General features: G+C 58.6%; 18 protein-coding genes. 6 read left to right on the top strand and 12 right to left on the bottom strand.

What is annotated here, in order from left to right:
* Window positions 1-34 precede the first annotated feature (34 nt).
* The 3 genes from AD948_RS09600 to AD948_RS09590 all read left to right on the top strand — a co-directional run bounded on the left by AD948_RS09600 (window position 35) and on the right by AD948_RS09590 (window position 1,804).
* Complete coding sequence (locus tag AD948_RS09600; protein WP_157765210.1) at window positions 35-958, top strand: ELM1/GtrOC1 family putative glycosyltransferase; 924 nt, start codon at window positions 35-37, stop codon at window positions 956-958.
* 116 nt (window positions 959-1,074) lie between these two features.
* Entirely contained in the window at window positions 1,075-1,311 is a 237-nt protein-coding gene (locus tag AD948_RS09595) for a hypothetical protein (RefSeq protein ID WP_035381706.1), read from the top strand.
* Between the two features lie 94 nt (window positions 1,312-1,405).
* Window positions 1,406-1,804 (top strand): hypothetical protein, encoded by a 399-nt coding sequence (locus AD948_RS09590; RefSeq protein WP_039904665.1) that lies wholly within the window; start codon window positions 1,406-1,408, stop codon window positions 1,802-1,804.
* A 183-nt stretch (window positions 1,805-1,987) separates the two neighbouring features.
* Here the strand turns inward: AD948_RS09590 and gltA are convergent, their stop codons facing one another.
* From gltA to AD948_RS09570, 4 genes are all read right to left on the bottom strand, one after another.
* Window positions 1,988-3,298 carry a citrate synthase gene (gltA, locus tag AD948_RS09585; RefSeq protein ID WP_006558971.1) on the bottom strand — a complete coding sequence of 437 codons (1,311 nt, stop codon included), beginning with the start codon at window positions 3,296-3,298 and terminating at the stop codon, window positions 1,988-1,990.
* 150 nt (window positions 3,299-3,448) lie between these two features.
* Window positions 3,449-3,976, bottom strand: coding sequence for a SixA phosphatase family protein (locus tag AD948_RS09580; protein WP_061471668.1), 528 nt, complete (start codon window positions 3,974-3,976; stop codon window positions 3,449-3,451).
* Complete coding sequence (locus AD948_RS09575) at window positions 3,973-4,290, bottom strand: chorismate mutase (protein ID WP_006558973.1); 318 nt, start codon at window positions 4,288-4,290, stop codon at window positions 3,973-3,975. Before AD948_RS09575 ends, AD948_RS09580 begins: the two co-directional genes overlap by 4 nt.
* Before the next feature lie 69 nt (window positions 4,291-4,359).
* Complete coding sequence (locus AD948_RS09570) at window positions 4,360-5,088, bottom strand: metallophosphoesterase (protein ID WP_035381710.1); 729 nt, start codon at window positions 5,086-5,088, stop codon at window positions 4,360-4,362.
* Window positions 5,089-5,374: 286 nt separating this feature from the next.
* Between AD948_RS09570 and AD948_RS09565 the strand changes: the two genes are divergently transcribed.
* Complete coding sequence (locus tag AD948_RS09565; RefSeq protein ID WP_035381715.1) at window positions 5,375-6,892, top strand: acetyl-CoA hydrolase/transferase family protein; 1,518 nt, start codon at window positions 5,375-5,377, stop codon at window positions 6,890-6,892.
* Window positions 6,893-7,374: 482 nt separating this feature from the next.
* Here the strand turns inward: AD948_RS09565 and AD948_RS09560 are convergent, their stop codons facing one another.
* The 8 genes from AD948_RS09560 to AD948_RS09525 all read right to left on the bottom strand — a co-directional run bounded on the left by AD948_RS09560 (window position 7,375) and on the right by AD948_RS09525 (window position 18,649).
* Window positions 7,375-8,133: a hypothetical protein gene (locus AD948_RS09560; protein WP_006558441.1), complete on the bottom strand. Its 759-nt coding sequence runs from the start codon at window positions 8,131-8,133 to the stop codon at window positions 7,375-7,377.
* Entirely contained in the window at window positions 8,120-12,673 is a 4,554-nt protein-coding gene (locus AD948_RS09555) for an AAA family ATPase (protein ID WP_061471667.1), read from the bottom strand. The genes AD948_RS09560 and AD948_RS09555 overlap by 14 nt, the downstream gene beginning before the upstream one ends.
* A 41-nt stretch (window positions 12,674-12,714) precedes the next feature.
* A complete protein-coding gene (locus AD948_RS09550; protein ID WP_039904184.1) occupies window positions 12,715-13,338 on the bottom strand; it encodes a thioredoxin domain-containing protein in 624 nt (207 codons plus the stop codon).
* An 84-nt stretch (window positions 13,339-13,422) separates the two neighbouring features.
* Complete coding sequence (locus tag AD948_RS09545) at window positions 13,423-14,358, bottom strand: hemolysin family protein (RefSeq protein ID WP_039904173.1); 936 nt, start codon at window positions 14,356-14,358, stop codon at window positions 13,423-13,425.
* Window positions 14,355-14,894 carry an rRNA maturation RNase YbeY gene (gene ybeY / locus AD948_RS09540; RefSeq protein ID WP_061471666.1) on the bottom strand — a complete coding sequence of 180 codons (540 nt, stop codon included), beginning with the start codon at window positions 14,892-14,894 and terminating at the stop codon, window positions 14,355-14,357. Before ybeY ends, AD948_RS09545 begins: the two co-directional genes overlap by 4 nt.
* Window positions 14,878-15,987: a PhoH family protein gene (locus AD948_RS09535; protein WP_006558436.1), complete on the bottom strand. Its 1,110-nt coding sequence runs from the start codon at window positions 15,985-15,987 to the stop codon at window positions 14,878-14,880. The genes ybeY and AD948_RS09535 overlap by 17 nt, the downstream gene beginning before the upstream one ends.
* Window positions 15,984-17,405 (bottom strand): tRNA (N6-isopentenyl adenosine(37)-C2)-methylthiotransferase MiaB, encoded by a 1,422-nt coding sequence (gene miaB / locus AD948_RS09530; RefSeq protein ID WP_061471664.1) that lies wholly within the window; start codon window positions 17,403-17,405, stop codon window positions 15,984-15,986. The genes AD948_RS09535 and miaB overlap by 4 nt, the downstream gene beginning before the upstream one ends.
* A 164-nt stretch (window positions 17,406-17,569) precedes the next feature.
* Window positions 17,570-18,649 (bottom strand): lysophospholipid acyltransferase family protein, encoded by a 1,080-nt coding sequence (locus AD948_RS09525; protein ID WP_061471662.1) that lies wholly within the window; start codon window positions 18,647-18,649, stop codon window positions 17,570-17,572.
* Between the two features lie 295 nt (window positions 18,650-18,944).
* Here AD948_RS09525 and AD948_RS09520 point away from each other — a divergent pair, with 295 nt between their 5' ends.
* Both AD948_RS09520 and AD948_RS09515 read left to right on the top strand, forming a co-directional pair.
* Entirely contained in the window at window positions 18,945-20,870 is a 1,926-nt protein-coding gene (locus AD948_RS09520; RefSeq protein ID WP_039904179.1) for an autotransporter assembly complex protein TamA, read from the top strand.
* The gene (locus AD948_RS09515; RefSeq protein ID WP_061471660.1) at window positions 20,870-25,261 is read left to right on the top strand and encodes a translocation/assembly module TamB domain-containing protein; all 4,392 of its coding nucleotides are present in this window, start codon (window positions 20,870-20,872) and stop codon (window positions 25,259-25,261) included. The genes AD948_RS09520 and AD948_RS09515 overlap by 1 nt, the downstream gene beginning before the upstream one ends.
* Window positions 25,262-25,661: the final 400 nt, after the last annotated feature.

Genomic DNA, 25,661 nt, shown 5'->3' with positions numbered 1-25,661 from the left:
GCTTCATCTCAGTCTTCGGCGGCGGAATGAAAAAATGATGTTGTCTGTGACGCAGTTGGCCCCGGTATGGGTGGTGGAGAAGGCCGCAGCAGGAGAAGCTGGGCCCGCCTATATTCTGGCGTCCCGGCTTGGGTGTTTGTTCAGGCGCATCAGTGTGGATGATCTGGCGCTCGATTCGGACCTTAAGGGACGGCGCGCACCGGGGCTTATTCTGACATCGGGCGTGCGGAGCGGCTACGCGGCCCTGCGGGCGGCCCGGAAAGCAGAATGCCCGGTGGTCTGGTGTGTGCGGGGAGAGGCCCGTACAGCCCCCATGCTCCGTTCTCTTCCGTTTGATCTGGTGGTGGCGTCTTCCGCCGCAGCGGTTGCCCCCCGATTCTGCCCGACATTGGGGCCCCTGAGTATTGTGTCGCCTCATCTTGTGGCGCGTGCTGGTAAAGCGTGGCAGGAGCGGCTGGAGCATCTGCCTCATCCGCGGGTTGCCGTTGCCGTGGGTGAAGGCGCGTTCCGCACCGAGGAAGAAGCCCTGCTGAGTGGCAAGAAACTGGCCATGATGGTGAACCGCTACGGGGGTTCCGTTCTGCTGAGTGTGCGGGGGGAAAACCGCAGGAGCCTGACGGATGCCTTTATTACGGGGCTTTCGTCCGCATTTATGCTCGTCTGGCGCAAGGGCGAGCCGGATGAGGACCCCACCTTGGGGTTTATGGCTTGCTCTGACTGCGTTGTGGTGGCCGGAGGCGAGAGCCCGATGTTGGTGGAAGCCTGCGTTGTGGATGTGCCGGTTTTTTTGATGGAGCGGGAGCAGGACCTGCGTGGAGCCCGCGGCAGGATTGCCCTGAGACTGATTGAAGACAGGCATCTGCGGATTCTGAAAGATGATTTTGTGCCGTGGCCCCGCTCTGTGCTGGATGAAGCAGGCCGTGTGGCGGACATTATGAAGGCGCGTTGGGCCTTGTAAAAATGTCACTGAAAAAACTTGTGAACAGGAGAAAGGACATTCCTACTTGCGTAGGGGAGGGAAGAGGCGTTTAATCTGAACTTGTTGAGATTGATTATTAACTTAAGGATGGTGCTGTGGCTGTTGAACTAAGTCGGATCGCACGTAAATGTGAGCGTGCTGTTATCACGGCGTATCAGGAGCTGCGTGAGGTGGGCACTGAAGACGTAACCGCGTTTCATGCTTGCACCACGCTTTATCGCATTCATCATCCTGAAGCGTCTCTGAACGAAGCACGTCGTTTGGTCTCTGAATGGATTGATCATCACGTTGTGCGTAAATCTGAAGGACCGACCAAAGGTTGTGACTGCTAACGGCTGAGGTCTATCGAGGTTTCAAATTCTTCTGTGGAAGAGTGTGAGCCAGATCGGGTATTCCGGTCTGGCTTTTTGTTTGTTCAGAGGCGTCATGACACAGCATGATACATCCTCCCTGACAGGATTATGGCAGGGGCAGTTCACGTATCCGCGCGGGTATGCACCAGAATTTTTCACGGCTTCTCTACTCGATCAAGCAGGCATGCTGTCTGGTGCCATTACGGAAAAGGCGACTGAAACAACGCCTGACCATTCCATTCTATATGCTGTTCTGAGCGGTCATCATACAGGGCGGCAGGTTGTGTTTGTGAAGACCTATGAAGGCACAGTCCGCGCGCATGACGTGCATTACAGCGGCACGGTCAATGACGATGCGACGGAAATCAGCGGAACATGGTCCATATCGGGTAACTGGTCTGGCCAGTTTCTGATGATTCGGGAAGGACAGGCTACGCAGGACGAGGCGCTTCTGGTGGAAGCCGAGGTCTGAAAGCTGCGTCTGTTCATCAGACAGAAATGCTGAGGAAAGTCTGTTCGCTTAAAAAGAAATAGTTGCTTCCAGATGGCGCATTAGAAACGAGAGGGCGCGCTAGAAACGCTGCGCTGACTCGTTTTGAGAACGTCTGGAGAGGAAAGCCGGGGAAGGCGGAAAAACCTTCCCCGAAGCTGGTGATTACCGCTTGTCGAACGGAACAAAATCCCGCTTTGCAGAACCAGTATAAAGCTGGCGGGGGCGGCTGATGCGTTGGCCAGGTTCTTCGATCATTTCTTTCCACTGGCTGACCCAGCCGGTGGTGCGGGCCACAGCGAACAGCACGGTGAACATGCTGGTGGGAATGCCCATGGCTTTCAGAATGATGCCTGAATAGAAATCCACATTCGGATACAGCTTCCGCTGCACGAAATACTCATCATTGATGGCGATTTTTTCAAGCTCGATCGCCAGATCCAGCAACGGATCATCCTTGATGCCCAGTTCGGTCAGCACTTCATGGCATGTCTGCTGCATGATCTTGGCGCGCGGATCAAAGTTCTTGTACACGCGGTGGCCAAAGCCCATCAGCTTTACGCCGCTGGATTTGTCTTTCACCTTGGCAATGAAGTCAGGAATATTTTCCTTCTTGCCAATGGCAGCCAGCATTTTCAGAACGGCTTCGTTCGCGCCACCATGAGCCGGTCCCCAAAGGGCGGCAATACCAGCGGCAATACATGCGAACGGATTGGCACCCGTTGACCCTGCCAGACGAACGGTGGAGGTCGAGGCGTTCTGCTCATGATCCGCATGCAGGATCAGGATACGGTTCATGGCGCGAGCCAGAACAGGGTTGATCTTGTATGGCTCTGAAACGCGCGCGAACATCATGGAGAGGAAGTTCTCGGCGTAGTTCAGATCATTCCGCGGGTAGATGAAGGCTTCACCCTGCGTATATTTGTAAGCCCACGCGGCAATGGTCGGGATCTTGGCAATCAACCGCATGGCGGCCAGATCACGGTTGGCCTGAACCGCGATGTCATTGGCGTCGGGGTAGAACGCGGACAGCGCCCCAACGGTGCCACACAGAATGGCCATGGGGTGAGCATCACGCCGGAAGCCATTGAAGAAATTGCGGATCTGCTCATGGAGCAGCGTATGGTTGGTCAGGGTGTGCGTGAATTTCTTGTATTCAGCATCACTCGGCAGTTCGCCATTCAGCAGAAGGTAAATGACTTCTTCGTAAGATGCCTGTTCTGCCAGTTGGGCGATCGGATAACCCCGATGCAGAAGGACACCATTATCCCCATCAATAAAGGTGATCTTACTGTTGCAGGATGCTGTTTCACCGTATCCGGGATCAAAGGTGAAAACGCCCAGCTGAGCCGGAAGCTTGCGAATATCGACAACATCCGGCCCCAGGGTGCCGGAAAGAACAGGGAATTCGGCAGTTTTTCCACCCAGCGAAAGGCTGGCGGTGTTCTGCTTACCTTCGTTCTGCGACGCGCTCATGATGTTTCCTTCTGCATTTAGAGACCGCAGCCCTGTTGCGGCCTGCTGTTTGAGTGTTGTCTCCGATCCCGTGAGAAACAGGAAGAAGTGTGCCGATAAACCGCGCGTTATCTTGGGAGCTCTCCGCCGGAAAACCGCTGTTTTTCCGCGCTAGGGTCGCGCGAATGTGTCCAAAGTCAGGCTTTGTCCGTCACATTGCGCCCAGTTTGGTGTGTCGGTTCCTGTGTCTGACCCCCACATGCTGAAGACCGCGAGGGACGCAGTTGCGAATCCCTGATCAAGTGCAATGGCCTGCTGATCCAGCAGGCGGGCCAATGCGGAGATGCCCGGATTATGGCCGATCAGAAGAACGGTGCGTGCCTGAACCGGTGCGGTACGAATCTGGGCAAGCAGTGCTTCTGGTGGCGCTTCATAAATTTCGGGGCAGAAGCGGGTAGGGAAAGCTGGAGGCAGCTGAAAGGGAAGTAGCCCTTCCAGAGTCTGGCGGGTGCGAACGGAGGGGCTGCACAGTACAAGGTCTGGCGAGAGCGTATGCTGCCGCAGCCAGACACCGCATCTTTGGGCGGCGGCGCGGCCTGCTGCCGTCAGGGGGCGGGCGAGATCAGCCGTTTCACTGAAGTCACCTGCAGGGGGCGGGGCTGCCTCCGCATGCCTTAGCAGCAGCAGGCGGCGTGTCATGTGTTTGCCGAGTCTGAAGACTGTCTGGCAATCGCTTCATGATGCCGGATGACTTCGTGAATAATGAAGTTCAGGAATTTTTCAGCAAAATCCGGGTCCAGATGAGCTTCTTCTGCAAGGGTACGCAGCCGTGCGATCTGCCGGCTTTCACGCGCGGGGTCAGCAGGCGGCATGCCATAGCGGGCCTTGAGGGCTCCAACAGCTTTTGTGCAACGAAAGCGCTCTGCCAGAATGGCAACAAGGGCTGCGTCAATATTGTCAATGCTGCGGCGGAGGTCCTGAAGAGCATCTGCGGGAGAAGTCTGGTCTGTCACGGTGGTATGGTATCTCTTGGTTGAAGGTCAAAGAGGCCGGGTTTCAGCGCTTTTTTATACGGCTCCGGTTCAGTTTTCCATGGAAACCGGCGGCAGGTCTAGCCATGCAAGATGGCCGCCTTTGCCGGCGCCGGTATCTGTAAAGATGGCTTGCCCCCCTGCGCGGCCGGGAATGGTAAGGGGGCACCCATTGGTGGAGCGTTGATCATGCCCACAGTAAACAGTGTAACCACCGGGAATATGGTTGACCCAGTTCAGGCACCGTTCGGGGTAACCATCTTTCTGCATGCGGTTGGTGGTTTCACCGAACAATGCGCGTGAGAGCAGGAATGTCACCCGTTCCAGCGGTGGTGGCGGTGGTTCCATGAGCATGCGGACATCAAAGGCACCATGTACAAAAATCTTGCGGTCCAGCACCAGCCATGCGGGGGCTGATTCTAGGCAGGAGAGTGCGGCACGGGCGATATCGGCATTTTCGGGCAGGGCAAGTTGAGAGAGCGTTGCCTCAAGCGGCGGATCCGGCCGCACTTTACGGCCCAGCAACGCCCGGCCCAGCTTGCGGTCATGATTCCCGATGAGAAACAGGCCACGCTTCTGTTGCATGACCTCCATCATCAGTCGCAGAACACCTGCGCTGTCTGGCCCGTAATCGACAAGATCTCCCAACTGGATGATGAAACGTTCTGTGGCGACGGCGTGTCGGAAAGCGTCAAGATCACCGTGCACATCTCCCACAACGCGGAGTCCTTTCCGCATTGCTTTTTTCACGTTTTCGTCAAGGAAGAAGCCTTTGTCCATCCGCGTTTGTCCACCATTCCTTCCTTCCATGTAGGCTTCACTAGTCTGGACAGGGAAGGGGATGGCGATATTTTTTTGCATTCGGCTTTTTGTGCACAAGCATGTGACACGCCAGAGAGAAGTTTTTCTGCCTAGGTTACGCCATTACCCGGCGCCGGGACGGTGTCGGTGGGAAAAAGGCTGGATATAGAGGGCGGTAGCTGCATGCCCACATGCAGTATATGTGTCCCCTCTCTTCGTTCGGCCTTTTTTCAGAACAGTAAGAACAGGAACAGGAAAGCCTCTCATGACAGAGCGCATTCGTAATGCCTCCCTGCGCAGCAAGGTCCGCCCGGCAGAAGCCGCAGCAGAACTGATTCGTCCGGGCGATGTGGTTGGTACCAGCGGTTTTACCGGGGCTGGTTACCCCAAGGCGGTGCCGGAAGCACTGGCCCAGCTGATGGAAACAGCGCACGGCAAGGGAGAAGATTATCGTATCAGCCTGATTACCGGCGCTTCCACCGGCCCGCAGCTTGATGGCGCGCTGGCCAAGGTGAATGGCGTTTATTTCCGCTCACCCTTCAATACGGATGCCGGCATGCGCAACCGTATCAACGCGGGTGAGACAGATTATTTTGATAACCATCTGGGGCAGGTTGCTGGCCGCGCCATACAGGGCAACTACGGCAAGTTTGATGTTGCCGTGGTGGAAGCCACCGCCATTACGGAAGACGGCGGCATTGTGCCAACATCTTCTGTTGGTAACTCCCAGACATTTCTCGATATTGCCGAGAAGGTCATCATCGAAGTCAATGAATGGCAGCATCCGGGTTTGGAAGGCATTCATGACATCTGGGATGGCAATATCAGCGGGATTCCGCCGCGTGACATCATCCCCCTGACCAAAGCTGATGGGCGCATTGGTGGCCACTCCCTGAAAGTGGACCCCAATAAGATCGTGGCGATTGTGCGCTCCAACGATCGGGACCGGAATGCGCCGTTTGCCGCGCCGGATGATACAGCAAAGGCCATTGCCAAGCATCTGCTTGATTTCTTTGAGCATGAAGTCAAACAGGGCCGCCTGCCACCGTCCCTGCTGCCGCTTCAGTCCGGTGTGGGCAACGTGGCCAACGCGGTGCTGGACGGGCTGAACGAAGGGCCGTTTGAAAATCTGGTTGGTTACAGCGAGGTCATTCAGGATGGCATGCTGTCCATGCTGGATTCCGGCAAGATGCGTATCGCCTCGGCCACGTCTTTCTCACTGAGTCCGGATGCTGCCGAAGAAATCAACAACCGGATGGATTTCTTCCGCAACAAGATCATTCTGCGCCAGCAGGACGTGAGCAACAGTCCAGGCGTGATTCGTCGTCTTGGCTGTATTGCCATGAACGGCATGATTGAGGCGGATATTTACGGCAACGTGAACTCCACCCGCGTGATGGGGTCCAAGATGATGAACGGGATCGGCGGCTCAGGCGACTTTGCCCGTAGTTCCTATCTGTCCATCTTCCTGTCTCCGTCCACGGCTAAGGGCGGCAAGATTTCCGCCATTGTGCCGATGGCCGCGCATGTTGACCACATTATGCAGGACACCCAGATTTTTGTGACCGAACAGGGGCTGGCTGATCTGCGTGGACTGTCTCCGGTCAAGCGCGCGCAGGAGATTATCTCCAAATGTGCGCATCCTGATTATAAGCCGATGCTTCAGGATTATCTGGACCGTGCGCTGAAAGACTCGTTTGGTAAGCACACGCCGCATCTGCTTGATGAAGCGCTGGCATGGCATCAGCGTTTTGTTGAAACGGGCAGCATGCTCAAAGCCTGATCTGGCTTTTTTGCAGACAGGAAAAGGCCGGGCGCAGAGGGGAAACCTCTGTTGCCCGGCCTTTTGTTGTTTCGCCATGAAAGTAGGTACCAGCGCTGGGTGCAAGGCCGCGCCTTGATCAGGGCGTTCCGAGCGCTCCGAAAAGCTGGAGGTAACGGCTCAGCTGGATGCTTTACGGCTGAAAAGGCGTTTTGCTGCCCGGGACGGTGGCGTGGGGCAATAAAGACAACAGCGCTCAGGTAAAAAGGCTGCCCGATTGAGCGGGGTACTTTTGAAACTGTTGTTTTAGAGTGAGAAGCTGCGCGGAAAAGCATGACAGTGCGCTCTGGCGAGAGTTTTTTCTCGATGACCGCCATTTTGGGGTATGTGGCCTACGGATTAGACCGACACACCCATGCTCATGTTCCACACTTTCCCCATCGGTAGCTGGTGTCGGCTTTCAAAACAGCTTCCTCGCACACTGAACGGAGGGCTGAGGCCGGTTAGTTGTGTAGCGTCAGGTCTTGTGTGAGTTGCGCTGGCTGCTTTGTCACCACGATATCAACTGGACGTTCCGAGAGAAACTGGGAAGCCGAGAAAGAGGGGGTGGCAGGATTTTCCGTGATGATCGCTTCAGCATCACGATGCACCAAGGTAAACAGGCCCGGTGATGCCGTGGGAGAGAGATAGGCTGCGTAAGGATGGTGTCTAGCCAGCTTATGCGCTGCGTAGGCATCCCGTGTGGAATTGATGGGAATAGCCACCATCATGGCCGAATCTGCCTGTAGAGCAGCTTCAATACCGTCATGATTGGGAGCCACCAGCACCACGCGGTCACGCATTCTGGCTTTGCGCACCAGTTTTGCCACATCTACCGGGTTGGTATCGTTCAGATCCAGCATCAGCAGAGTATGTGCCCGACGGGAAGAGGCCAGAACATCGCTCAACTGATTGGAGCCTGGCACCACAATGACGCGGCCATCATCCTGCGTGGCAAGCGCCAAGCGGATCATGGCTGGGGAGGTTGCGCCGCTGAGTAGCCCGGTAGAGGCCGGAGTCATGCTCAGCCCGGTGCCCGGCGTGCAGATAACAAGCCCATGATGAATGCGGGCCATCAGCCCATAGGCTTTTGAATGATGGAGTGCCAACCCGAACCCGGCCAGCGCACAGACGCCAATAGCCAGCGCGGCCTTGCCCAGGCATCGTTTGAGTGGGTTCCCCTCAAGTTTAGGGGCGTCCACCGTCATTTCAGGATGAGACATGTGTGGTTTCCCTGTCTTGCTGGCCAGCCATAGCCGCCGCACGCGCAAGATCAACAGACAGTACGCGGCTCACCCCACGTTCCTGCATGGTCACGCCAAACAGATGGTCCATATGGGCCATTGTCAATTGATGATGTGTCACAACCAGAAAGCGAGTCCCTGCTTCTGTTACCATGTCACCAAGCAGAGCACTGAAGCGCCCGACATTGGCATCGTCAAGAGGTGCATCAACTTCGTCGAGGACGCAAACGGGGGCTGGGTTACAGCGAAAGACGGCAAAAATCAATGAAAGAGCGGTTAAAGCTTGTTCACCCCCGGAAAGCAGGGAGAGTGTTGCCAGCTTCTTACCTGGGGGCTGCGCGTAGATTTCCAAGCCTGCTTCAAGCGGATCATCACTGCCAACCAGCCCCAGATGCGCACGGCCACCGCCAAACATGCGTGAAAAGAGCGACTGAAAATGGTGATCGACCTGTGTGAAAACGGCCATTAACCGCTCTCTGCCTTCCTTGTTGAGCGCGCCGATAGACCCGCGCAGGCGGGCAATAGCCGCTTCAAGGTCTGCAATTTCAGCAGCCAAGGTATTCGCTTGAGTGGAGGCTTCTTCCGCTTCAATTTCCGCGCGCAGGTTGACCGGCCCCATATCATCCCGCTCCCGAGTCAGCCGGGCGATCTTGCGCCGCAGGGAGGTTTCAGCGGCTTCTGTCAGGTCCCCCATCGGGGGGCGAGGTGGGGCAGGCGTTTCCGTTAGCAACTGGTCCAGAATGGCTTGGGCCTGTTCGCTCTTGGCCTCGGCTTTCAGGAGGTTTTCACGTGCGGTGGTCAGTTCGCCTTCGGTCTTGCGGCGTTGCTCGTTGGCCACGGCAAGGGCGGCTTCTGCATCCGCGCGGGCTTTATCAGCCGCGGCATATTGTTCTTCTGCTTCGGTCAGCGCACGCAACGTCTCTTTTTTCTGGCGTTCGGCTTCTGCCGGCAGTTCAGAAACGGTCTGGTGTTCTGATTGGGCTGTTTCAAGGCGCAGGCGGGCGTGGTCCAGATCCGTACGGGCTGTGGCGGCGCGGGTGGTCCATTCTTCAATGCCAGCGGCCAGAGTGGTCTGACGGGTGGCGAGTGTGGCTTTTTCAGCCAGCAGCGCAGCACGTAAGTCGCGTATCTGTTCAAGCTGGGTGGCCAGCGTGGTTTTTTGATCCTGAAGCTGGGTGACTTCGGCATCCGCATTTTCCGGCACGGAGGCAGAGGCCTCTTCCAGCGCCGCAGTTGTACGGGCCAACAGATCTTCCCGCTCAGCTTTTTCTGCTGTGAGTTCCTGAAGGCGCGGCGTCAGGGCTTCCAGACGGGAGCGAAGTTCCAGTGCCTGCTGTTGCAGTTGCTGGTGTGCAATATTGGCTTCCTGTGCCGCTTTTTCGGCAGCGGCGGCATCCTGCTCTGCTTTACGGAAAGCGGCTTCCGCTTCTGTCTGATGGGTCTGCGCTGCGCGCAGGGCGTCTTCAAACTGTTTGTTGGCTGCCCCCGCACTTACGCGGGCTTCCAGTTCAGCCAGTGTGTTTTCTTCCGTCGCTACGTTCTGCCGCAGACGTTCCCGTTCAGGCAGCAGGGTTTCCATGCGGGCATTGGCCGCCGCCTGCTGATTTTCGGCTCGGGTAAGGGCATCGTTGGCGGTACGCAGGGCGTGTTCGGCGGCTTTGAGGGCCGAGCGGGCTTTTTGCTCGGCATTCTGTGCTGTGGTGTCCTGCTGCCGTGCGTCTTCCAGTGCGGCGCGGAGCGATTCGGCGGAGGGCAGCGCTTCGCTTGCGGCTTGGGCAGCAGCGAGAGCGGTTTCAGCATCCGTGCGGGCACCAGCCGCGCGTTCCTGCTGGGGGCGCAAGCCATCCAGCCGTGCACGGGACGCAGCATGGCGACGTTCAATATCCGCTTCCTGCGCGCGGGCCTGTTGCAGTGCCTGCTCCAGCCGCGCCCGCTGGGTGCGGTATTCTGCGACCTGCCGTTCAACAGTCTGCACGGCTTCCACTGCCGCTTTGGCAGCCTGTTCGACGGTAGGCGCATCCTGTTCCAGCAGAGTGATGCGCTGTTCGGTCTCTTTCAGAATACGGCGTTGGCCGAGGCGTCGCGTTGCGGCATCCGGCTCGCCTGCGCGGGTATAGAACCCGTCCCACCGCCATAGATCACCCTTGAGTGAGACAAGACTTTGCCCGGGCAGAAGCAAAGCCTGATACGCTGCGCCATCAATCCCATCAGGCAACAGGCCGATAAAACCGAGAAGCCTGTCCAGCACCGCCGGAGCCTTGATATGTGTTTTAAGCGGCGTGGCATTGCCGGGCAGTGTGGGGGCGGTACCTTCCGCGCCTGTCAGCAGATGCCAGCCGCGCGGCTGGTTATCAGCGGCGGGTGCGTCCAGTCCTTCTGCCAGCGCAGCGGCCAGAGCGGCTTCGTACCCTTCTGGTACATCAATCTGGGCAGAGACGGGCTCAGCACTCGTTGTCTCATCCTGACCGAGAGCCTGTGCCAGACCATCCGCCTGCGCCTTTAACCGCGTGAGTTCCGTGCGCAGCGTATCATGATTACGGAAGGCTTCGGTCTGCGCTGCTTTCAGGTCCGTAAGGTGCGTATCGGCCTGTGTGAGTGCTGTGCCGACTTTCTGAAGATCCTCTTCCAGCGCACCGCGTTTTTGCTGGGCTTCGAGCAAAACGGTATCCGGTAACGCCTCCTTCATGGCCTGTTCAAGGCCACGGGTGAGGGCTTCTTCTTCCTGTCGCGCGCGTTGCAGGGCGGTTTCTGCCGTGCGCCGGGCTTCCGTTACACTTTTACGTTGAGCCTCATCCGCCTGAAAGCGACGGCTGGCGTCCGTCAGGGCCGCGCTGGTTGTGCGGCGTGCCGATTCACTTTCTTCAAGAGTGCGGGCAGCCGCCTGATGGGTCTTGCTGGCGTGGGCTGCCTGATCGCGCAAGGTCTGAAGTGCGGAGTCGGCCAGCAAAGCTGCTTGTGTATCTGCATGCCGCTTTTCAAGATTTGCCAGATCATTGCGCAATGTCTGAAGGCGGCTTCGTGCACGGTCCAGCGTCTTGCTGGTTTCGGCCTGTGTCTGCCGTGCGTTTTCCGCATCATTGCGGGCGATCGAGAGCGCCACGCTGGCCTGAGACCGCGTGCGTTCAGCCTCTTCCAGTGCCGTCCGCGTATCCGCCTGCGCCTTGGTCGCGGCTTCCAGCGTGGAGGCGGCTGCTGCCCGTTCCTCTTCGGACGGCATGCGGGTTTGCAGGCTGTCCAGTTCGGTCTGAAGCGCAGTTACGGCCTCGCAGGTGCGGGCATGTAGCGCCTTGGCTGTTTCAAGTTCTTCCGTAGCCCGGTCTCGCCGGGTGCGGGCGGCGGTCAGTGTTTCTGTCAGTCGGGTAAGGGTTTGTTCAGCCTGGGCCAGATCTGCGGTGAGTTGTGCCTGCTGTGCCTCGGCTTCCGCCATACGCGTGGGCAGGGAGGTTATGGCAGCCTGTGCTTCTGCCTGTTCTGTTTGCAGGCGTTCCAGCGTGGCGGCGGCATCGTCCGCACGGGTCTGTGCGGCGGCAAAATCGGCCTCGTGCTGGTTCAGGCGTTCTGTGGCAGCCTGTGCCTGTGCCGTGGCGCGCTGTTCTTCTCGCGCCATGCCTTCAGCCGTGACGCGGCACCGCTCCAGAAGTGTGCGGGCCGTGTCGGCTTTTTCCCGGATGGCGGGAAGCGCCTGATTGGCTTCAAATTCAACAATAACCGCTGTTTCGGCGGCTTCTTCATGCTCGGTCAGCGCAGTGCGGGCGCGGGCGGCCAGATCAATGGCGCGTTCTACCGCCAGACGGGCGCGGGCGTGCAGCACGGCCAGCAATTCTGTTTCCGCTTCACGCAGGGCGGATGCAAGTTCCCGGTAGCGGCTTGCTTCTTTCGATTGTTCGGCCAGACCATCCAGCCGGGTTGAAAGCTGCTGGCGAAGATCTTCTGCGCGCGTCAGATTATTTTCAGTTGCCCGCAGCTTTAGTTCGGCTTCATGCCGACGGGCATGCAGGCCGGTGATTCCGGCGGCTTCTTCCAGAATGGTGCGGCGCTCTTCCGGGCGGGCGCCCACCAGCATGGCCACACGGCCCTGACTGACCATGGCGGAAGATCGTGCGCCGGAGGCGAGATCGGCAAACAGGGTTTGCACATCACGCGCACGCACGGGTTTGCCGTTGATACGGTAATCACTGCCGGAGCCACGCTCGGCTCGGCGGCTGATCTGGAGTTCATCAAGATCCGTAAAGGCGGCAGGCCCAAGGCCTTTTGTACCTTCAAGCGTTACGGTGACTTCTGCCAGAGACCGGGCAGCCCGGCCCGTTGTGCCAGCAAAAATCAGGTCATCCAGTTCTCCACCACGCAGGGAGCGGGCGGAGGATTCCCCCATGACCCATCGCAGAGCTTCCACTACGTTGGATTTTCCGCAGCCGTTTGGCCCCACAATACCGGTGAGACCGGGCAGGATTTCCACCGTTACGGGATCAGCAAAGCTCTTGAAACCGGCAATCCGCAGACGAACAAAACGGACGGTCATTTAAGAACGGGCCTGCACGAACACGTGTGCCGTGCGGATGCTCAGCTTGCGTCCGTCACGTTCTTGGCAAAGGTTTCATAGTCCATATCGTTTGAAACCTGAATTTTATTGTTGAAGCGGAAGGTGGGGGTGGAATCAAAATGATATTTGTCCTGCGCTTCCGTCTGCTGTGCCAGGATGAACTGCATCAGCTGCTGGTCTGCCACCGTTTTATCAAACGTTTCGCCCGGCATGCCAGCAAAGGCCGCCATTTTCTTCAGGGCCTCAAGCGGGCTGCCATCCTGCACATATGCCCAGCGATCAAGGCTGGAAAGGAGGGAAATGGCGAAGGCTTCGTACCGTTCCGGCGGCAGGGTGCGGGCCACCATGGCGGCAACCGTAGCCAGTTGATCCGTGGGGAAATCATGGAACACGTAGCGGATCTTGCCCGTGTCGATCAGGTTCTTCTTGACCAGCGGGAAGGTGTTTTCTGCGAAATGGGCGCAGTGAATGCAGGTGAGGGAGAACCATTCCTCCACCACGATCTTGGCTTTGGGGTCACCCAGTTCACGGGGGGTTATCCGGGTGTCCGTGGTTGTGCCCTGAGCGCGCGCCAGACCGCCAGTTGCACCTGCAACGAGTGCGGTACCTGCTGTGACAAGAAGTGAGCGGCGAGAAAAGGCCATGGAAATCCGGGCTCCGTGAACTAGTTGGGACTGATCCAGAAAAATAGGCATGACGGCAGAACCATGCTGCCGTCAACCCGTTCTTTATTCTTGCGCTGTGTTCTGGCCGTTGCCAGCGGGCTTTTCCGGCGCATTTGGCAGCTTGCGCAGCCTTACTCGGCGGATATGGCGGGCGTCCGCATCAAGAACGCGGAAGACATAGCCGTTCTCGTGCGTCAGAACTTCGCCGCGAGTGGGCACATGCCCCGCCATACGGAACACAAGGCCACCAATGGTTTCGATCTCGGCTTCTTTTTCCGAGGGCGTGAGAATCGGGCCAATCTGGCGTTCAAACTCTTCCACCGGGCAGCGGGCGTCCACATCGAATGACCCATCGGGCCGTTCCACAATCAAGGTGGCGGCGGGCTCGTCATGCTCGTCAGAAATGTCGCCCACAATGGTTTCAATCAGGTCTTCAATGGTGACCAGACCATCAATGCCGCCATATTCATCAATCACCAGCGCCATATGGGTCTGCCGCTGGCGCATCTGCAACATCAGGTCCAGCACAGGGATCTGTGGCGCGACCATAAGGGGCTGGCGCAGCAGGGCTTCCAGATTGAAGGCTTCACTGGTGCCCACATAGGCAATCAGATCCTTCACATGGATCATGCCCACAATGTCATCCAACTGGTCCCGATAGACGGGCATGCGGGAATGGTTTTCGCGCCGCATCATGGCCAGCGCATCGTCCAGACTGATGGACACGGACATGGCCACAATATCAGGGCGCGGGACCATCACATCATCAGCGGAGATGTTGCGCAGGCGCAGAATGTTGGCAATCAGCGCGCGTTCCTGGCGATCCAGTTCCGGCTTTTCGCCATCTGCCGTTTCTTCTTCGGATTCATCTGCGGCCTGCTGCACGAGGGCCGCGATGGAACTGCGCAGGCCGGGGGCATTCTTCTTGCGGCTGAAGAAGGAAAACAGGCCGCCGCCACGCCCCTGCTGGGGGTCCTGCGTGGACTCGTATTCGCTCATGATCGGGGCTTCCACGGATTGGGAACACCCAGCCGGGATAACAGGCGGGATTCCAGCATTTCCATTTCGCGGGCTTCCCCCGCATGGTGATGGTCGTACCCTGCCAGATGCAGGCTGCCATGCACGATCAAATGCGCCAGATGGTGGCAGACCGGTTTGCCTGCCTTGTGCGCTTCCCGCACCACGGTTTCCAGCGCAAGGATGATATCCCCGCCCGGAATGCCGGGTGGCGGTTCAAAGGTAAGCACATTTGTGGGGCGATGCTTGCCGCGATGCTCCCCGTTCAGGCGTTTGACCACCCGATCTGTGGATAAAACCACACTGCTGGGCTGCTTGCCGTAATCCGTGCAGGCGGCAAGGGCGCGCCAGACCAGTTTTTCGGGGGAGGCGATATAACTCCGCCAGCGCCTGTCCTCAACAAGGACTTCAGGCGCGTCTTCAAAGGCGGAGGAGGGGAAAGACTCTGCAAAAACAGAGCTTTCCCTATAAGTCACGTCCTGAGGCTGGACGTGACTGCTGCTACTGGGCGGTTCCATTGTTCTCCTGACGGCCCTTATTGCGGGAGGTCTCCCTGTTAGCCGTCGCTTTCGCATCATACGCTTCAACAATGCGGGCGACCAGTCTGTGCCGCACAACATCTGCTGCTTCAAAGCGAGATATGGTCACGCCCCGCACATGCGCCAGTGTTTCAATGGCGTCTTTCAGCCCGGAAGTGGTGCCGGAGGGCAGATCAATCTGGGTCAGATCTCCGGTCACAACCATGCGGGAGCCTGGGCCGAGGCGGGTGAGGAACATCTTCATCTGCGCGATGGTGGTGTTCTGTGCTTCATCCAGAATAACAAAAGCGTGGGAGAGCGTGCGGCCGCGCATGAAGGCGAGGGGGGCGACCTCAATGTCACCCGCCGCCATGCGGCGCATCACCTGATCACCCGGCAGCATATCGTGCAGGGCATCATAAAGCGGGCGCAGATACGGGTCGATCTTGTCTTTCATATCTCCAGGCAGAAAGCCAAGACGTTCACCAGCCTCTACCGCAGGCCGGGAGAGAATGATGCGATCGACCGAGCCAGCCTGAAGCATGGCCACAGCCTGCGCAACGGCCAGATAGGTTTTACCTGTTCCCGCCGGGCCGATGCCAAACACCAGTTCCTTGTTGGCAAGCGCCTTCATGTAGGTGGCCTGCCCGGCGGAGCGGGGTTCGATCACCCCATGCCGCATTTTAAGGGCTGGCAGCCCTTCAGTGGGGAGGAATGCAGGGGCAATGGTTTCTGTATCGGATGGCCGCATAGGAGATTGCCTTATGGTTTCATGCAGGCGGGTCATGCGGATAACCGCATCTATTGCGCTAACGTCTACAGCACCACCGGAGGCGAGTTTCTGATACAGGGTGCTGAGCGTTGTGCGGGCCAATGCTGTGTGGGGTGCGGCGCCTTTTATGGAGATTCGGTTGCCGCGCCGTGCCACCTGCACATCCAGCCCTTCTTCCAGATGCCGCAGGTGGCGGTCATGATCTCCCACCAGTCTGGCCAGTAGCGTATTGTCTTCAAACAACAGCGTTAGCGGTTTTTCCGGTTCACCAGAGCCGGAAACAGGGGGCGGGGCTGAAAGGGGCTGGTGCGTTGTGTTCAAGCGTACACGGTCTCCTCTACCAAAGCGCCCCCCAGTGAATTGGTCAGGCGCTCAGTAATTCTGACAGGCAGTTCCTGACCGATCAGATGACGCGGGCCAGAAACATGAACGGGCTGAAGCCAGGGGGAACGCCCTGCAATCTGACCCGGCTTGCGGCCTTCCCCGGTAAAGAGCACGGGAATGGTCTGCCCGACCAAGGCAGCGTTAAAGGCATCCTGCTGCTGGCGAAGCAGGGCCTGAAGTGCCTGCAGGCGGGCATCCTTCACATCCTCTGGCACCTGTAGCGGCGCACCGGCTGCTGGCGTGCCGGGGCGCGGGGAGTATTTGAAGGAATAGGCCTGCGCAAACGTGACATCCCGCACCAGTTGCATGGTGGCTTCAAAATCTTCATCCGTTTCACCCGGATGACCGACAATGAAATCTGAGGAAAGGGCCAGATCTGGCCGGGCGTCACGCAGCCTGCGGACAATGTCCCGATACTCGTCAGCCGTGTGGCCGCGGTTCATCGCCCGCAGGATGCGGTCGGAGCCGGACTGCACTGGCAGGTGCAGGAACGGCATGAGCGCTGGCAGATCACGATGGGCGTTGATCAGGGCGTCATCCATATCACGCGGGTGCGATGTTGTGTACCGAAGACGCGAGAGGCCCGGAATGGTTGCAAGGGCGTTCGCAAGTTGTGCCAGCCCCCAGACAGTCCCATCCGGTCCTTCCCCATGATAGGCGTTCACGTTCTGGCCCAGCAGGCTGATTTCTTTCACGCCGCTTTCCGCCATGCGGCGGGCTTCCGCCAGAACGGAGGCCACGGAACGGCTGCTTTCGGCGCCCCGGGTGTAAGGCACCACGCAGAAGGAGCAGAATTTATCACACCCTTCCTGAATGGTGAGGAAAGCTGTGTAGTTGCCCGGTGTCTGCGGTGCGGCTGCATCTGGCAGGAAGTCAAACTTCTGTTCTGCCGGGAAATCGGTATCAATGACCGCACCGCCAGCACGGGCGGCTCGGGCCACCATTTCCGGTAGGCGGTGGTAGGTCTGCGGGCCGAGCACGATATCCACGTAAGGGGCACGGGTCAGAATTTCCTGCCCTTCGGCCTGTGCCACGCAGCCAGCCACGGCAATAATGGTCTGCGCGCCTTCTTCCTTGCGGGCTTCCTTGATTTTGCGCAGGCGGCCAAGCTCGGAAAATACCTTTTCCGCCGCTTTGTCACGGATGTGGCAGGTATTGAGGATAATCATGTCCGCAGCTTCAGGCGCATCCACGGATTGGTAACCCAGCGGGCGCAGCACATCGCTCATGCGGGCGCTGTCATACACATTCATCTGGCAGCCCCATGTGATGACATGCAGGCCGCGGCGAGAGGGAGACAGGGCGGTGGTCGATCCAGTCATGACAACAGGGGCTCCGGCGTGCCGCAGGCCCATTCCATACGGCAGGGGGAGGAAATCAGGCGGACAGCGTCCGAGGTCAAGCCTCTTTTCTCACATCAAGGATATCCGTGCCAGAGTTCTGTGTTCTGAAACCGACAGGAGAGACCTCCTTCCGCAGGGTATTCCTGCATGTGGAGCAGCCGTTTTTTTTCGTCTGCTCAGTGCCTGTTTCTGTATGAAGCAAAACTGGAGGCCACTCTGTCAAGCTGACGTTTGAGAAATCCTGTTTTATTGCACGGAAGCTCGGCAGGATCACAGCGACCGGGCTGTGTGCTGCCTTCTTCATTCTGGCGGAGTTCTGCCGCGCCATTGGCCACTGCATGCCACGCGGTCTGAGCCAGAGCCTTGCGGCTGGGGAACAGTTCCGGGTCTAGCGGTTCGTGCAGGATCACGCTGGCCTGAAGGGATTTCCATTGCACCATCTGCCAGAGGTGCGGGCCGAGATCCATGTCTCCATACCATGCAAACACGGGCCGACGCAGGCGCTGGACGGGCAAACCCTCCAGCCTGTCATACACCACGGACACGGGCTGGATAATGGGTGTCATGCCCGGTTCATACGTGATGGGCAGGAGTGATTTGTCCATACCATCACGCAGTTTGGGCAGTTTGGCGATGGCAAAGAAGGCGGACATGAAGGGCAGTACGCGTGATCCATCAGACGATGTGCCCTCTGGAAACAACACCAGATTGTCACCATCCACCATGCGACGAATCATCTGATCGCGTTCGCGGCCTGTTGTGCTGCGCTGGCGGCTGACAAAAATGGTACGCCCGATTTTGGAGACCAGCCCCATGATGGGCCAGTTTTCAATGTCGCCTTTGGCAACGAAGACGGAAGGCAGAATCGTCCCCAGAATGGGCACATCCAGCCATGAAGAATGGTTGGAGATGTATATGACGGGTCGCTCACCCCTTTTGCGGGCGCGTAGGCCGCCAACCGTGCCCGCCCGTTTGCCCACTACCCGAATACGCACACCCAGCAGTTTGCACAGCACGCCCCAGATGACACGCGTCCATCTGATTTTTGCCGTGCCCGGAACAAGAAGCAGGCACGCTTCAAACCCGACTGAAAGCGGCACCCAGAACACGATCCCGCCCAGACGCAGGCTGCCACGGATGTTGGCAGAGAGCGTGCAGAGCCGTTCCGCCCAGACAGGAAGGGGCGAAAGGGCGGCGGGATCGGTAGGGCCGGAAGGAGCAGAAGAGCGCTTTGGCGCAGGGCGAGCGCGGGTCATGTTCTTGCCCCTGCCACAGCGTGGCAGGTTTTGCTCAGGCAACAGGAATGAAAAACCATGCGGCTTTCATAACGCGAACTTATGGAGGTGGACAATCGTGCTTCGCAATCCGTGTCAGAGATGGCACAAAGGCGAAAAGACCCATTCTGTTGGACTGTGCTGTGCGACTGACCGTATTTTCGTCATGGTGATACGGCATGGAGCAATGCAGACCTTGAAAAAACACAGATGAGAAAGTGGCGGCAACGGTGCAACGGCAGGCGGAAAGAAACGGGTGAGGATGAGCGGTAGAGGCATCCTGAACGGACTCGTGCTGACGGCGAATCGTGTGGTTGTTGGTTTTTCCCTGTGGGGTGTGGCGGCGGGCGGCTGGTCCTGGGCGGCGGAAACGCAGGCTTATGTGACCAACCTGAAGCCCACCGGGCAGGCTGATCTGGATGCGGCGCTGAAATCATCTTCTGATCTGCTGGGCCTTCAGGGGACGCATGCTGTGGGGCCTTTTGCCCTCGCCGGGCGCGTGCGCAATGAGTATGACCGCCTGAAATCCGCGCTGGAAAGCTATGGGTATTATGAAGGAACGGTAAAAATCACCCTTCACCGCGCCAAGGACAAAGACGCAGTGGTGATGGATGGCCAGTCTCCGGCACTTTCCAACTGGATTGAATCGGTTCCCGCCAATGAGAAGGTGACTGCCGATATCTCGGTAGAAAAAGGCCCTCTGTATCATCTGGGTTCGGTCAAGCTGGTTGACGAAAAAACCAATGGTCCGGCGGAGCTGACACCTGAGCAGAAAGCCGCGTTCACCCTGAAAACAGGGGATGCGGCCGAAGCGGAGACGGTGCTGGGGGCCGGAGGCACGCTGCTGGATGCCCTGCGGGAAGATGGCCATGCGCTGGCGCAGGTGGAAAAGCCGCAAGCCTATCTGCGCCCGCAAACTCGCACGCTGGATGTTGTGTATCCTGTCTCACCCGGGCCGGTGCTGAATGTGGGCCGGATTGATGTGTCTGGCCTCAAACGGGTGCGGGAGCCTTTTGTAAGGCGACAACTGACGCTGAAAGAAGGCCAGCTTTACCAGCCATCCAAAATTGATGCAGCCCGACAGGATCTGACCTCTCTGGGCGTGTTTTCCAACGTGGCGGTCAAGGATGGGGCAACGCAGCCAGTAAACGGCACCATGCCGCTTGATTTTACATTTCAGGAAGCCAAGCGCCGTTCTGTAGGGGCGGAAGCCGGGTATTCAACAGATCTGGGGGTGCGTGGCGGCGTGACATGGACCCACTACAATCTGCTGGGCAACGCGGAACGGCTGAAGCTGACGGCACTGGTTACCGGTCTGGGTGGGTCGGCCCAGCAGGGGCTGGGGTATGATGTGTATGCAGATTTCTTCAAACCCGGTTTTTACAGCCGCAAGCAGAATCTGAGCGTGCGTGTTGAGGCCTTGCGGCAGTTGTTCTGGTCCTACCGGCAGACGGCTTTTCTGGTGCGCGCCGGGATTACGCGCCAGATTGACCGCTACTGGAATGTCAATTTCGGGGTGGCCGGAGAGCAGGAGCAGATTGAACAGTTTGGCGTGACGCGTGATTACACCATCGGTTCTCTGCCTCTGGGCGCGACCTTTGATAATACGGAAGTTGGGAACCCCATTGAACCTGCCACTCATGGCGTGCGTGCCAACGTGAATATTTCGCCTTCCATCTCCTTGGGGAGCAAGGGGAGTGGCACGTCTTTCTTCACGATCATGAATGCGTCTGCCTCGTATTATTTTGACCTCAAACATCTGGGGATCAGCAAGCCCGGGCGCAGTATTCTGGCTATTCGCGGAACCATTGGCAGTATTCAGGGGGCTGGAACCTACGATATTCCACCAGATCAGCGCATGTATGCGGGGGGCAGTGCTACCGTGCGCGGGTATCGCTGGCAGGGCGTGGGGCCGCAATATGGCCGTACCCGCTACGCCATCGGCGGTACTTCGCTGGATGCAGGCACGGTTGAATACCGGCAGCGGCTGTTCAAGAGTTTTGGTATGGCCGGGTTTGTGGATGCCGGGCAGGTGGGCAGCAGCAGTTCTCCCTTTACAGGCACTCTGCGCGTGGGCGCGGGCGGTGGCGTTCGGTACTACACGCCTATTGGCCCAGTGCGCGTGGATGTGGCGGTTCCGCTCAACCGTCCGCATCGTGGAGACAAGTGGGACCTTTATATAGGGCTGGGAGAAACGTTCTGATGGCGGGGCAGGATGGGGATATGCCCGCACCGCCGCGCCGCAGCGCTTTGCGGCGTGCAGGGCGCATTGCCGGGCTGACAGTTGGCGTTCTGGCTGGCGTGGCAGGTCTGGCGGTTGGGGTTATTCTGGTTGGCGCCAATACCGGGCCGGGCCGACGGCTGCTGATGCAGCAGACAACTTCCCTTACAGGGGGGATGGTGGCGCTTTCCGGGCTTTCAGGCCGGTTTCCGGATAATTTCCATCTGGATTCCATTGCGCTGCACGATAAGCAGGGCGTGTGGCTGTCGCTGAAGAATATTGACCTTAACTGGTCTCCTTTAAGTCTGGTTGGGCGTACGGCCCGCATTTACGCGATCAAGGCGGATCAACTGGATATCCCGCGTCTGCCGGTGTCTGACACACAGGCAGTCCCTGCCAAGCCATCCACCAGTAAATCCAGTCTGGGGTTGGGGATCGATATTCAGGATCTTGCCGTGCGGCGGATCAACGTGGGTGCCCCACTGGCGGGAACCGCAGCCAGTTTCTCGCTGGGAGGGCACGGTCGGTTATCGTCCATTGATCCGGTGCTGAATGGGCTGACGCTGCCATCCTTGCCCAGATCGGACATCGCGCTGAGTGTGAAGCGGCTTGATGCAGAAGGGCAGATTGATCTGGCCACCACTACGGGCGGCGGCAAGCTGGGCCTGCATCTGGACGCCAAGGAAGGAAAAGATGGCTTTGCAGCCACCAAACTGCAAATGCCGCAACTGACCCCGCTTGCGCTCTCTCTGGATATCAAGGGGCCAACAAACGCTGCGGTTCTGGCGTTTTCTGCCGGAGCAGGGCCGATTACCGCCAAGGCGGACGGCGTGCTTGATCTGCTGGGTGAAAAACTGGGCAGCCTTAGGGCGCAACTGGATGCGCCCAAGCTGGCCTTGCGTCCTGATCTGGGGTGGGACGCCATTCATCTGGTGACACAGCTAAAAGGCAAGATGAGCCAGCCGGATGGGACCGGCTCCCTTCAGATAGACCGGCTTGTGGCATCTGGCGCGGGAGTTGGCACGTTGAAGGCTGCCTTTACCGGGCAGAGCGGTCACCCCGGCGCGGCGGACCAGATGCATCTGGTCATGACGGCGGATGGTGTAAGGCTTCCGGGTTCCGCCCCCACCTTGCTGGCCAGTGCCCCGGTGCAACTGGATGCTACAATTTCTCCGCAGGCGGATGGCAGGCCGTTGGTACTGGATGTGTCGCACCCGCTGTTGCATCTGACCGGCAATGTGATGACAGCCGCGCCACAGCGCGGCACGCTGGAACTGGCACTGCCTGATCTGCGTCCTTTCGGGCAGATGGGCAATATGCCCCTGCAGGGGCAGATGGGCATGAAAGCCGCGTTTGATCTTCCTGCCAAAGCAACGGGTGATACGCATGTTAGTGCGGATGGCACCTTGGCTATTACGGGTGGCCAGCCACAGGCAGTCGGGCTGATCGGCCCGAAGGGAACGTTCTCGCTTGTCACAACGCTTCGCCCGTTGGAACCCGGAATGGTGCAGCCGGAAGGGAGTTCGGAAAAAACGGTTCCCAAGAAGGATAATGGCCCGGAACTGGCTGCGCCGCAGAACGGTGTGAAGCCTGCGGCAACTAATCATGGGGCTGGCAAGGTTGCTGACGAGACGCCTCATAAGCCTGAAACAGACAAAGCCACAGCGAAGGCCGAAAAGGCAGAAAGTTCTGGCGGGCAACAGGTGGATATCACCAAGCTGGCTGTGGACGGGCAGGCGTTCCATCTGGCAGCGCATGGGCGGGTGAATACCGGCCATGATATGGATGTTGCCTCCACCTTGGCGTTGCCGGACCTGAGCAAGGCACTGCCCTCACTGCGTGGCGGACTGACCCTTGCATTGAACGCCAAAGGGCTGATGCAGGACTTTGCCGCCACCCTCCATATGGAAGGTGATCCCGGCACTGCCACCATGCCGCGTGGCCCCGTCGTGCTGGACGCGGCATTGACGCATCTTCCCTCCGCGCCCACGGGCGCGCTGACGGCAAACGGCTCAGTTGATAAAGCGCCTCTGCTGTTGGATGCGACCTTTGCGCAGGATGAAAAAGGCGCGCGCCAGCTTGATCTGAAAAAACTCTCCTGGAACAGCTTGCAAGGGGAGGGTGACCTCTCGCTGCCGCAGGGAGAGGTTGTGCCGTTGGGGAATTTAACCCTCAAAATCGGGCGGCTGGCAGATTTCAGAAACCTGATTGGTCAGCAGATTGCCGGAGCACTGGCGGCGTCTGTTCAGACCACGCAGGTGGGCGAGAAACCTCAGGTAGCGCTGAAGCTGGACGGCAATGTCTCAACTGCTCAGGTTAAAATCGGGTCTCTGGCGCTGGCGGGCACAGTGCGTGACCCTGCTGCGCATCCGGATGCAGATCTGACGTTGAAGCTGGCCGGTCTCTCTGCTGCGGGTGTTACAGGGCAGGCACGGGTAACGGCCAAAGGGCCAGACAGCGCTATGGCGCTGACAGCGCAGATTGGTCCGGCAAGCTGGTCAGGGAGTCCGTTGTCTCTGGATACGGCGGCACTGCTTAATCTGCCTGCAAAGCAGGTGAAGGTGCAGAAACTGGCGGCAACCGCCAAGGAAGAATCCCTCAAGCTGCTGGCGCCCGCGCTGGTTTCCTTTGGCGACACAATGGGGGTGGACCGTCTGCGTGCTACTCTCAGCACGCGTGGGGCCGAACCCGCCACATTGGATGTGGCAGGGCGCATCAAGCCCACACTGTCCGTTACGGCAGATATCCGGCACGTGACGCCTGCTCTGGCGCGTCCATTTGCGCCAGATGTGCATGCGCAGGGTGATCTTTCCCTTCAGGCCAAGGTTGCGGGCAGCATGGATCGGCCGACCGGACAGGTGCATCTGACCGGGCGCGGGTTGAGAATGGACGGCAGCAGTGCAGCAGCCTCCATTCCGGCGTTAAGTGTGGATGCGCAGGCTGATCTGGCCGGGACAGCAGCGAAGGTGAACGTAAAGGCAGCGGCGGGGCCGAAGCTGGCGCTGACTGTGGCTGGCACGGCTCCGCTTTCCAAAACAGGGCCGATCAATCTGCGGTCTGACGGGCATCTTGATCTGGCTATCGCCAACGGTGTTCTGGGTGCGCAGGCGCGGCAGGCCAAAGGCGATGTGCAGCTTGCCATGCAGGTGGCTGGCACCATGGCGTCCCCCAACGTGACGGGCACAGTTGATCTGCATAATGCGGATTTTCAGGATTTTGCTCAGGGCGTTCATTTGGCGGAGATCAATGGCCGGGTTGTCGGCTCGCACGAGAACGTCGTCATCCAGAACCTGACAGCCAAAGCGGGTGAAGGCACGCTCGGCGTTACAGGGTCTGTGGGTGTCATGGCGCCGGGCATGCCAATTGACATGCATATTACGGCCAAGAACGCACGGCCCATTTCCAGCGATCTGCTGACAGCCGTCATGAACGCGGATATCGCCATACGCGGGCAGGTAAGTGCCCGTATGGATGTTGTGGGAGGTATATCCCTGCCACGGGTGGAAATTAACATCCCCAACTCCCTGCCGTCTTCCGTGGCGCGTCTTGATGTGGTTCGCCCTGGTGACAAACCGCCGGAACCCAAGGAGGCTACAGCCAACACCAAGGCAGCCGTCATCGGGCTGGACCTGACAGTGACATCGCCGGGTAAATTCTTCGTCCGCGGGCATGGGCTTGATGCCGAAATGGCGGGCAAGCTCAAAGTGAATGGCACAGCGCAGGCACCGCAGGTTACCGGCGGGTTTGACCTGAAGCGCGGTAACTTTGACCTTGCCGGGATCTCTCTTAACTTCACCAAGGGGCGCGTGGCTTTCAACGGGAGTGGCGTGAGCCACAAGCTTGACCCCACTCTGGATTTTGAAGCCGACCGTGTGGTGAATGGCGAGACCGCCATGCTCAAGGTGGGGGGATACGCCAGCGCCCCCAAGATCAGCTTTGTCTCCAACCCGCCGCTGCCTCAGGACCAGGTGCTGGCCATGTTGCTGTTTGGCACGGATGCCCACTCCCTTTCTTCCACGCAGATGGTGGAACTGGGAACAGCGTTGGCGACGCTGACTGGCATGACCTCATTTGATCCGATGGGCACATTGCGGAAAACCCTGCATCTGGACCGTCTGGCTATTGGCGGCGGGTCTGGTGTGGGCAACGGTGGAACAACGGTGGAAGCCGGGAAATACGTAATGAAGGGTGTTTATGTGGGGGCCAAGCAGGCAACCTCTGGCTCAGGCACGCAGGCACAGGTGCAGGTGGATCTGACAAAACACCTCAAGCTGAACACCACCGTCGGCACCGGCGGAAACGTAACGGGCTTTACCACGCCGGAAAATGATCCGGGCAGCAGCGTGGGCCTGCTTTGGCAGTACCGTTATTAAGCGAGGCAGTTGCTTGGAAAGCAGAGCGAAACTGGCAGAGAAGTTTTATCTTGTGGCTTGATTGCCAGCAGCCCTGTTTTCTTTTTGGAGCCTGTTTCAAAAGTATGCAGATAAAGGCTGCCACGGCATTTTAGGATAAAACAAGCGGGCTTTCCGCCGCGAGGTAGCGTGTGACGGGGATGGCTAAAGACAACATAGTCAGACGTGCACAGGAACGCGCTCCCTCAACGTCTGACTTTTCAATGCGCCTCGTGAACGACTGCTTGAAAAGCCCAGACGACGGCGCGGTGGGTCTTCTGGGCTGTTGAATGCGTTTGGCGGTTAAAATTGCGCGAGGTTTTCCTCCCGGCAGATTTGGTCCGTGTCCTTTATGTCCGCTTTGTCTCCCTCGAAATCCTGC

Source organism: Acetobacter senegalensis (assembly GCF_001580995.1).
Taxonomy (GTDB): Bacteria; Pseudomonadota; Alphaproteobacteria; order Acetobacterales; family Acetobacteraceae; genus Acetobacter; species Acetobacter senegalensis.
Note: the sequence above shows the minus strand (reverse complement) of the source record. Positions and strands in the feature narration are given on the sequence as shown.

Excerpts from the sequence above, each read along its gene's own strand:
- AD948_RS09600 (WP_157765210.1), top strand. The coding sequence starts at position 35 with ATGATGTTGTCTGTGACGCAGTTGGCCCCGGTATGGGTGGTGGAGAAG.
- AD948_RS09590 (WP_039904665.1), top strand. The coding sequence starts at position 1,406 with ATGACACAGCATGATACATCCTCCCTGACAGGATTATGGCAGGGGCAG.
- gltA (WP_006558971.1), bottom strand. The coding sequence starts at position 3,298 with ATGAGCGCGTCGCAGAACGAAGGTAAGCAGAACACCGCCAGCCTTTCG.
- AD948_RS09580 (WP_061471668.1), bottom strand. The coding sequence starts at position 3,976 with ATGACACGCCGCCTGCTGCTGCTAAGGCATGCGGAGGCAGCCCCGCCC.
- AD948_RS09570 (WP_035381710.1), bottom strand. The coding sequence starts at position 5,088 with ATGGACAAAGGCTTCTTCCTTGACGAAAACGTGAAAAAAGCAATGCGG.
- AD948_RS09565 (WP_035381715.1), top strand. The coding sequence starts at position 5,375 with ATGACAGAGCGCATTCGTAATGCCTCCCTGCGCAGCAAGGTCCGCCCG.
- AD948_RS09560 (WP_006558441.1), bottom strand. The coding sequence starts at position 8,133 with ATGTCTCATCCTGAAATGACGGTGGACGCCCCTAAACTTGAGGGGAAC.
- AD948_RS09555 (WP_061471667.1), bottom strand. The coding sequence starts at position 12,673 with ATGACCGTCCGTTTTGTTCGTCTGCGGATTGCCGGTTTCAAGAGCTTT.
- AD948_RS09550 (WP_039904184.1), bottom strand. The coding sequence starts at position 13,338 with ATGGCCTTTTCTCGCCGCTCACTTCTTGTCACAGCAGGTACCGCACTC.
- AD948_RS09545 (WP_039904173.1), bottom strand. The coding sequence starts at position 14,358 with ATGAGCGAATACGAGTCCACGCAGGACCCCCAGCAGGGGCGTGGCGGC.
- ybeY (WP_061471666.1), bottom strand. The coding sequence starts at position 14,894 with ATGGAACCGCCCAGTAGCAGCAGTCACGTCCAGCCTCAGGACGTGACT.
- miaB (WP_061471664.1), bottom strand. The coding sequence starts at position 17,405 with ATGGGCCTGCGGCACGCCGGAGCCCCTGTTGTCATGACTGGATCGACC.
- AD948_RS09525 (WP_061471662.1), bottom strand. The coding sequence starts at position 18,649 with ATGACCCGCGCTCGCCCTGCGCCAAAGCGCTCTTCTGCTCCTTCCGGC.
- AD948_RS09515 (WP_061471660.1), top strand. The coding sequence starts at position 20,870 with ATGGCGGGGCAGGATGGGGATATGCCCGCACCGCCGCGCCGCAGCGCT.